A 7,947-nucleotide genomic window follows, 5' to 3' on the forward strand; every position below is an offset into this window, starting at 1 on the left:
GCAAAAATTATTTTATCATATGCGACAAAAATTAATCATTTTTCAAATTAATCATCTTATTGTTGCGAATAAATTTAGTTTCATCAATAATACTATTATATTCAGAACCTAAATTTATTAGTTTCATCAAGGGATTATTTCGCTGGGGGCGGTTATGAATTCTGCATCAAAAACGATAACAATAACGCTACTGATTGCATCCGTTTTAGGGTGGATATTAACCTTATATAGTTTTATCGCCGTTGATTGGATCGTAGGTATTGGATTTGCAGTTATTGCCACCTGTGCAACCATCGCTATATGCTATTACTTCTTTCGAGTTTATCAAAGAACAGTCAGCCTTATTAAAGATTTAGAAGAAATATCCGCTGGTAAACGCAATATTAACTTTGACAAATATGCCGATCCTCATTCTGATTTTGTACGTTCTGTTGAACTTATCCAACAAAATTTCTTTGCTATTGATCAATTCTTAGCAAAAGAATTCAAAGCAAAAGATGAAGAACAAAGAACACTCAACGAAGAACTCGTTGGCATCGCCGAAGGTTTAGACCAACAAGTTAAAGAAACTGGTGTAAACGTTGCTCAAAACGTTTCCCTACTCAAATTTGTTTCGGAACAAATGTCTAGTAAAGCGGATACAGCCTCTGCCCGCATGAAAGAGTTGACTGATATCTCACAAAATGTCGGGGCCTCCGTTGATATCGCTGCGGACGAAACAAAACAGCTTCAAACTGATATTAATGATATTGGTCAAAAAGTATCTCAGGCCGCCTCCGTAGCCCGTGAGGCAGTTGTTAAATCCAATGCGACGCGTGAGAGTATCCAGAGCTTGTCTGAAGCCGCTAATCGTATCGGTGATGTAGTAACCATCATTACTGAAATTGCGGAACAAACCAATTTGCTTGCCCTTAACGCAACGATTGAAGCCGCCCGTGCAGGAGAAACTGGAAAAGGTTTTGCCGTGGTAGCATCCGAGGTTAAGAACCTTGCGAATCAAACAGCAAAGGCCACTGAAGAGATCCAAACACAAATTTCAAGTGTCCAAAGTGCCACAAACGATTCCGTAATTGCCATAGAAGAAATCACCGATGTAGTGAGTCAGATTGACGATATTTCTAATTCGATTCAAGAAACAGTAGACATTCAAATTACAGCAACAAATGACATTACAGATCGAATCATGGAAGCTGCTAAAGGATCACAAGGGGTATCCCAGTCATCCGTCGAAATCCTTGAAGCAGTTACCACAACAAATGAAATGTCTCAGGAAGTCAAAAATACAGCGGAACAATCTGCAAAAGATGTGGATAGCATGACATCTCGACTGACCGAGTTGATGGGAAATTTACGTCAATCTGCAATTGGAAATCGCCGGGAACACACTCGCTACGCACTGCCTTCTGAAGCAGAAATCTATATCGATGGAATGGATTATAAAGTTCGTTTTATTGATATCTCAGTTGGCGGTGCTTTGATGCCACCTTTACCAATTCCAGTGAATGAAGGCATGCCCTTCAGCGTTAAATTAGATGGTTTGATCAACACAGTTGAAGGAACAATTTATCGCATCTCTAATAAAGGCGTGCATCTAGAATTTGATGTACCAACAAATGAAACTCATATCTTGCAGATCTTCTTAGAGCAATTCCCCGAAGCAGATAGTAATGCGGCTAATCATACTGCTGATGCCACAACTGAAGAAGACGATGGTGATGTGGATTTATTCTAGTCACATCCCTTGCAATAGCGTATAGATAGCCCACATAGATCAACAGTTTAGAAATCATTGAAAGCTTAGAAAATCAACATGAGTATTTGGGGTAAAATTCTCGGCGGCGTCGGTGGGTTTGCTGTCGGAGGTCCTATTGGTGCATTGGTTGGTGCAATAGGTGGCCACGTATTTGATAAAATGCGTGATGATCCAGAAACCGATCAACAAAAAGATCAAACAAAAACCATTACATTTACCATTGGCGTTATTGTTCTTGGGGCAAAAATGGCCAAGGCTGATGGGCAAGTGACTGATGATGAGATTATTGCCTTCAAGCAGGTCTTTCATGTACCAGATCATGAAGTTAAAAATGTAGCCCGTATTTTCAACCAGGCCCGTCAAGATTCTCATGGATTTGAGCCATATGCCAAACAAATGGCCGATACTTTTAAGGATACACCTAATGTCCTTGAAGAACTTCTTTGGTGTTTGACCCATATTGCAAAAGCCGACGGCAAAATTCATCCTGGCGAGTTAGAATTCCTGCACAAGGTTTCTCATATTTTTGGTTTTACAGATCAATGTTTCGAGCGTGTTACAGGTCTAAAACAATCCGGCCAAGCCGCAGACCCATATGCCATACTTGGCTTGAAACCCTCTGCAAGCGATCAAGACATTAAATCCGCACATCGCAAGCTAGTCATTGAAAATCACCCAGACAAGTTGACAGCACAAGGCTTGCCTGAAGAATTTATTGAGATGGCAAACGAAAAACTAGCAACGATAAATGCTGCTTATGATGAAATTAAAAAACAGCGTGGACTATAATAAAGCACCTGTTTTGATAAAGAAAAGAAGATAAATCCACATGGCTAAAGGTCCTGAATACTTAGCTTTGCGTAACGTACGCGCAGGTCATGGCACCCCACCTGTTATCGAAGATGCTGATTTAAGTATTGCCAAAGGAGACCGTCTTTGCTTGATCGGTAGAAATGGCAGCGGCAAGTCCACGTTATTAGCGGCGATAGAGGGTAAACTGGGACTCGATAAAGGTGAACGATATGTCATGGCGGGATTAAAACTTGCCACTTTACCACAAGATCCCATCGCACCTGAAAGTGGTACTGTTTTAGAATATGTTATTGCAGGTGGTGCTGAAGAATATCGTGCTGAATCTTTAATTTATGCCGTCGGCCTAATGCCCAACCAAGAAGCTAACAAATTATCCGGTGGCCAAATTCGTCGTGCAGATTTAGCGCGCGCACTCGCACAAGACCCCGACTTACTCTTGTTAGACGAACCTACTAACCATTTAGATCTACCAGCTATTCAATGGCTTGAAGAAGAGCTCTCACAATTCAGAGGGTCTTTATTAATCGTTAGCCATGATCGCGCATTTTTAAAAAGAGTTACCAATGGGGTTATCTGGTTGGATCGTGGCAGCCTACGTCGCCTTGATGCCGGATTTGATAAGTTCGATGCCTGGGTCGATGAAATCGAAGCCACTGAAGAAGCCGAACGGAACCGTGTTGAAAACTACATCAAACAAGAAGAGAGATATAAACTTCGTGGTGTTACAGCACGGCGTAAAAGAAATGTACGCCGTCTTGAAAGATTAGATAGCCTTCGAAAAGAAAAACGCGAATGGCGCAACAACCAAACTGTTGGTAGCATTAAAACTCAGACAGCTGCAACAAGTGGCAAGCGTGTTGCAGAGCTAGAAAATGTAGATAAATGCTTCGGTGATTTATCTATTACTAAAGACTTTTCAACACGTATCATGCGTGGTGATCGTGTTGGAATTCTTGGCCCCAACGGGGCGGGGAAAACCACATTGGTAAAGATGCTTATTGGCGAAGAAAAACCTGATAGTGGCGAGATCAAACTCGGCATGAATCTACAGACGGCTTGGTTTGATCAGCAACGCGCGCAACTACCACTAAATTCCACCCCTTGGGATGTTATCGGTGAAGGTTCCGATCAAATTCAGCTGGGTGATAACCAACGTCATGTGGTTGGTTATCTAAAGGACTTCCTATTCAACGAACAGCAAATTCGCGGTAAGATTAGCACCTTGTCAGGAGGAGAGAAAAACAGGCTTTTATTGGCTAAAATCCTAACCAAGCCTGCCAATCTTCTAGTACTCGATGAACCTACTAATGATCTGGATATGGAGACATTGGATCTGTTGGAAGAAATGTTAGCCGACTATGATGGGACTCTCATCGTCGTAAGCCATGACCGTGAATTTCTGGATCGTGTTGTAACACAAACCATTGCGCTTGAAGGTAATGGCGTCATCCGTGAGGTTGCCGGTGGTTTCAGTGACTATCTACGTGAATATGGCGATACAGATAAACCTGTTAATAAAGCCTCTAAACACAAAGAACCTTCTGAACCGTCGGAAACGCCAAAGCCCAAGAAAAAAGCAAGCAAGTTAAGCTATAAAGATCAACGTGATCTGGATATGCTCCCAGAAAAAGTTGATGCCTTAAACGAAGAAATTTCAACATTGGAAGCAACATTGGCAACACCGGATCTTTATTCAAAAGACCCGCTAAAATTTCAAACAACTGCGGATATGTTGGATAAGAAAAAGGCAGAACTTCAAGAGGCAGAAGATCGTTGGCTGGAACTGGAAATGTTGCAAGAAGAATTACAAGGATAGTTAAATGCTAGAGATCATCCAACACCCTTCTCCCAATTATGGAGATAGACGTGATGGTAAGAAGATAAGTCTTCTGATCCTGCATTATACCGATATGCTTTCCTCGCAGGCTGCATTAGATCGCATGTGCGACCCTTCTTCTGAGGTGAGTGCCCACTATTTAATCGATGAAGATGGCCAAATTCATCAAATGGTTGATGAAAAAAAGCGCGCTTGGCATGCTGGAATAAGTTTCTGGCACGGTGAAACCGATGTGAATAGCATCTCCATTGGTATCGAATTGGCAAATCCCGGCCATAGTAATGGTCCATTGCAATCTTTTCCTGAGAAACAAATAAAAAGCCTAATTGAACTCACAAAAGATATTTGCATACGGCATGATATTCCAATAGCAAACGTGATTGGGCATTCAGATATTGCACCGGGACGTAAGGTTGATCCCGGCCCTCTTTTTCCGTGGAAAGCACTCTCAAAAGAGAAACTAGCTATTTGGCAAAACGATGATCTATCAACTTTCCATATGGCAAATGATGAAAAAGTAATAGCCGGGGCTCTTGCTAAACTTGGCTATGATGTTAGTGATATAAAACAAGCCATATCGGCGTTTCAGCTTCGCTTTCGTCCTAATAAATATGATGGTGAATTTGATCAAGAAACCGGACAAATCTTGGCTGCATTAACAAATAAGAAGAAATAGAATTAGGGGATAGGAATAACCATGTATACTTTGGAAAAACTGCAAGAGCTGGATGCGCAAGATCCATTGGCTAGATATCGTGATGAGTTTGAACTGGCAGATGGTTTAATTTATCTGGATGGTAATTCTCTTGGCCCCCTACCTAAACGCACGAAAGAACGTGTTATTAAGGGCATTGACGTCGAATGGGGTACTGACTTGATCACCAGCTGGAACAAGCATGGCTGGATGAATAAACCACATGATCTGGGCGATATGATTGCCCCAATCGTGGGGGCAGATAAAGGAACAATCAAAGTAGGCGACAGTACTTCTGTTAATGTATTTAAATCTGTTGCCGCGGCTTTGAAAATTGCGAAATCAGGCCGTTCTATTGTTCTATCTGATACTGCAAACTTCCCGACTGATCTTTATATGATCCAAGGCTTACAAGAACTGATTGGCAAGGAAAATTGCGAACTTAAAGTAGTTGATGAGACCGAAGTTGAAGCAAATTTAACAGAAGAAATTGCCGTGCTTCTTCTCAACGAAGTTAACTTCCGCACTGGTCGTAAATATGACATGCATGCGATCACACAACAAGCTCAAGCAAAAGGTATCATTGTGATCTGGGATTTATGCCATAGCGCGGGGGCTTTCCCTGTCGACCTAAAAGGTACGAATACAGATTTCGCAATTGGGTGCGGTTATAAATATCTTAACGGTGGTCCCGGCGCCCCCGCATTTATCTATGTTGCAGATCGCCATAAAGATGCCGTCATCCAACCATTATCAGGATGGCATGGCCATAAATCCCCATTTGAATTCTCAACCGAATATGTACCATCAGATACACAAACACGATTTGTTGTGGGAACTCCACCTGTTCTTTCATTGCTAGCTTTAGAAGCAGGTTTGGAAATTTGGCAAGATGTAGATATGCAGCAATTGCGTGAGAAATCCCTAAACCTCACTGATGCATTTATCGAATTGGTTGAAACACGTTGCGCAGAATATGGTTTCACATTAGCAACTCCACGTGAACGTGCACAGCGTGGCAGTCAGGTTTCTTTTGCCCATAAAGATGGTTACCCAATCATGCAAGCCTTAATCGCAGATAAAGTCATTGGTGATTTCCGTGCGCCAAATCTCTTGCGTTTTGGGTTCACCCCACTTTACACAAGCTATCAGGATGTTTGGGATGCAGTTGAACGCTTACATGTAATCATGGCAGACAAGAAATATGATAAACCTGAATATCGCGTGAAAGCAGCCGTAACTTAATAGGGCCAATTTCCAAAATATTTCTGTATAATTGTCACTTGTTTGCGCCCCTTAGTCCATGTTTTCTTGTTGAATAAATATTTAATAAGAAAACATAAGATCTAGGGGGCCTTTACTATGTCTATCACTATCCGACCATTAGAAGTTCATGACCGTGAGGCATGGAATCCCCTATGGCAGGGATATCTGGAATTTTACGAATCTGCGGACGTTATTAGTGATGAACAAACCAATCATCTATGGTCAGTACTGACAGGTCAAACGGATGAAATAATGGCTTTTGGCGCATTTGATGAAAATGAAAAGATGATTGGTTTCACCCATTATCTTTATCATCAAACAACTTGGTTCAAAGAAGGTTATTGTTATTTGGAAGACCTATTTGTCAGTCCATCTATCCGTGGTGGTGGCGTTGGGGAAAAACTCATCAACGCCGTTAAAGAACAAGCCAAAGCAGACGGACGTGCCAAGGTTTATTGGCAAACGCAACATTTCAACTTCCGGGCAAGAGGCCTATACCACAAATTAGCAGGCCCCTCAGTTCCCGTAGTTTACGAGATTGATTTAACCTAAATCACGTAAACTTTTATAGAGTAATTGATAAAAGCCTTCATCGTCGATCTTTTCCATGATCTTCACATTGGGGGCTTTTTTGCTGACACTCAAACCATCAGCCAAAGTGCGCCCATGGCTCACGCCGTCATGCGTATCCACTTCAACATAATAATTACGACCAGCAAACAAATCGGGCTCTAACAAATACGCGATGACGCATGGGTCATGCATCATACAGTCATTCTGTCCATGATCACGGCTCCTCACCAAACGACGATAGGCTTCCATCATCGCAGCGATTGCATTAGCAGGTTCCGTCCCAATTGCCTTTAATTCATCCAAACGCGCCTCTGTGCAAGGTGTTTGATGGGTTACATCCAATCCCATCATAACTTTTGGAATATCTGCTTGGATAACAATTTGGGCTGCATGAGGATCTGCGTAGATGTTAAACTCAGCCGCAGGTGTACAATTTCCTGGCCCAAACGCCACCCCACCCATGAATATTATTTCACGAATCTTATCTTCAATCTCAGGCGCCTTGATCAAGGCAACGGCCAGATTTGTCATCGGACCTGTCGGGCAAATGGTAATACTTTTATCTTCCGCATTCATGCAAGTATCGACAATGAAATCAACCGAATGCATCACATCATGCTCACGCGTGGAGGACGGCAAGATTACACCGCCTACCCCATCTGACCCATGCACTTCAGCGGCACGGACATGTTTGCCCATAATCGAATGCGGGCAGCCTTGAAACACTGGGATATCCTCGCGACCCGCGAGAGAGCATAAATTACGGGCATTTTGGTAAACGGCATCCAAGCCAACATTTCCCGCAACCGTCGTAATACCCAATATTTCGATTTTTTCAGATGCTCCCAATGCCATCATAATTGCAACAGCATCATCTAATCCCGGATCGCAATCCAAAATAATCTGTCTCATTCCCGCTTCCTTACAGCCATTGTTATGTTATTTCTGGTAACTTTATCAAATTTCACAGCCAAATGACCAGTGAAATAATGTTTCATCTTAACCCAAAAT

Annotated in this window: 7 protein-coding genes; 6 read left to right on the forward strand and 1 reads right to left on the reverse strand. The window is 42.2% G+C overall.

Annotated elements, in window-relative coordinates; translation table 11 throughout:
• Positions 1 to 154: 154 nt before the first annotated feature.
• The 6 genes from E1160_RS01540 (at position 155) to E1160_RS01565 (ending at position 6,915) form a co-directional block, all read left to right on the forward strand.
• Positions 155 to 1,732 (forward strand): methyl-accepting chemotaxis protein, encoded by a 1,578-nt coding sequence (locus tag E1160_RS01540; protein ID WP_155153228.1) that lies wholly within the window; start codon positions 155 to 157, stop codon positions 1,730 to 1,732.
• Positions 1,733 to 1,810: 78 nt separating this feature from the next.
• On the forward strand, positions 1,811 to 2,542 hold the full coding sequence (locus E1160_RS01545; RefSeq protein ID WP_155153229.1) for a TerB family tellurite resistance protein: 732 nt from the start codon (positions 1,811 to 1,813) through the stop codon (positions 2,540 to 2,542).
• 40 nt (positions 2,543 to 2,582) lie between these two features.
• The gene (locus tag E1160_RS01550; RefSeq protein WP_155153230.1) at positions 2,583 to 4,382 is read left to right on the forward strand and encodes an ABC-F family ATP-binding cassette domain-containing protein; all 1,800 of its coding nucleotides are present in this window, start codon (positions 2,583 to 2,585) and stop codon (positions 4,380 to 4,382) included.
• Positions 4,383 to 4,386: 4 nt separating this feature from the next.
• Positions 4,387 to 5,079, forward strand: a complete 693-nt coding sequence (locus E1160_RS01555; protein ID WP_155153231.1) for an N-acetylmuramoyl-L-alanine amidase — start codon at positions 4,387 to 4,389, stop codon at positions 5,077 to 5,079.
• A 21-nt stretch (positions 5,080 to 5,100) separates the two neighbouring features.
• On the forward strand, positions 5,101 to 6,342 hold the full coding sequence (gene kynU, locus E1160_RS01560) for a kynureninase (RefSeq protein WP_155153232.1): 1,242 nt from the start codon (positions 5,101 to 5,103) through the stop codon (positions 6,340 to 6,342).
• Between the two features lie 117 nt (positions 6,343 to 6,459).
• Positions 6,460 to 6,915: a GNAT family N-acetyltransferase gene (locus tag E1160_RS01565; protein WP_155153233.1), complete on the forward strand. Its 456-nt coding sequence runs from the start codon at positions 6,460 to 6,462 to the stop codon at positions 6,913 to 6,915.
• On the opposite strand, the gene E1160_RS01570 is transcribed toward E1160_RS01565, so the two are convergent.
• The gene (locus E1160_RS01570) at positions 6,907 to 7,848 is read right to left on the reverse strand and encodes a nucleoside hydrolase (protein WP_155153234.1); all 942 of its coding nucleotides are present in this window, start codon (positions 7,846 to 7,848) and stop codon (positions 6,907 to 6,909) included. The genes E1160_RS01565 and E1160_RS01570 overlap by 9 nt on opposite strands.
• Between the last annotated feature and the right edge of the window lie 99 nt (positions 7,849 to 7,947).

This window comes from Curvivirga aplysinae, assembly GCF_009711445.1.
GTDB classification, from domain to species: domain Bacteria; phylum Pseudomonadota; class Alphaproteobacteria; order UBA8366; family Aestuariispiraceae; genus Curvivirga; species Curvivirga aplysinae.

Excerpts from the sequence above, each read along its gene's own strand:
- E1160_RS01555 (WP_155153231.1), top strand. The coding sequence starts at position 4,387 with ATGCTAGAGATCATCCAACACCCTTCTCCCAATTATGGAGATAGACGT.
- E1160_RS01550 (WP_155153230.1), top strand. The coding sequence starts at position 2,583 with ATGGCTAAAGGTCCTGAATACTTAGCTTTGCGTAACGTACGCGCAGGT.
- E1160_RS01540 (WP_155153228.1), top strand. The coding sequence starts at position 155 with ATGAATTCTGCATCAAAAACGATAACAATAACGCTACTGATTGCATCC.
- E1160_RS01545 (WP_155153229.1), top strand. The coding sequence starts at position 1,811 with ATGAGTATTTGGGGTAAAATTCTCGGCGGCGTCGGTGGGTTTGCTGTC.
- E1160_RS01565 (WP_155153233.1), top strand. The coding sequence starts at position 6,460 with ATGTCTATCACTATCCGACCATTAGAAGTTCATGACCGTGAGGCATGG.
- kynU (WP_155153232.1), top strand. The coding sequence starts at position 5,101 with ATGTATACTTTGGAAAAACTGCAAGAGCTGGATGCGCAAGATCCATTG.
- E1160_RS01570 (WP_155153234.1), bottom strand. The coding sequence starts at position 7,848 with ATGAGACAGATTATTTTGGATTGCGATCCGGGATTAGATGATGCTGTT.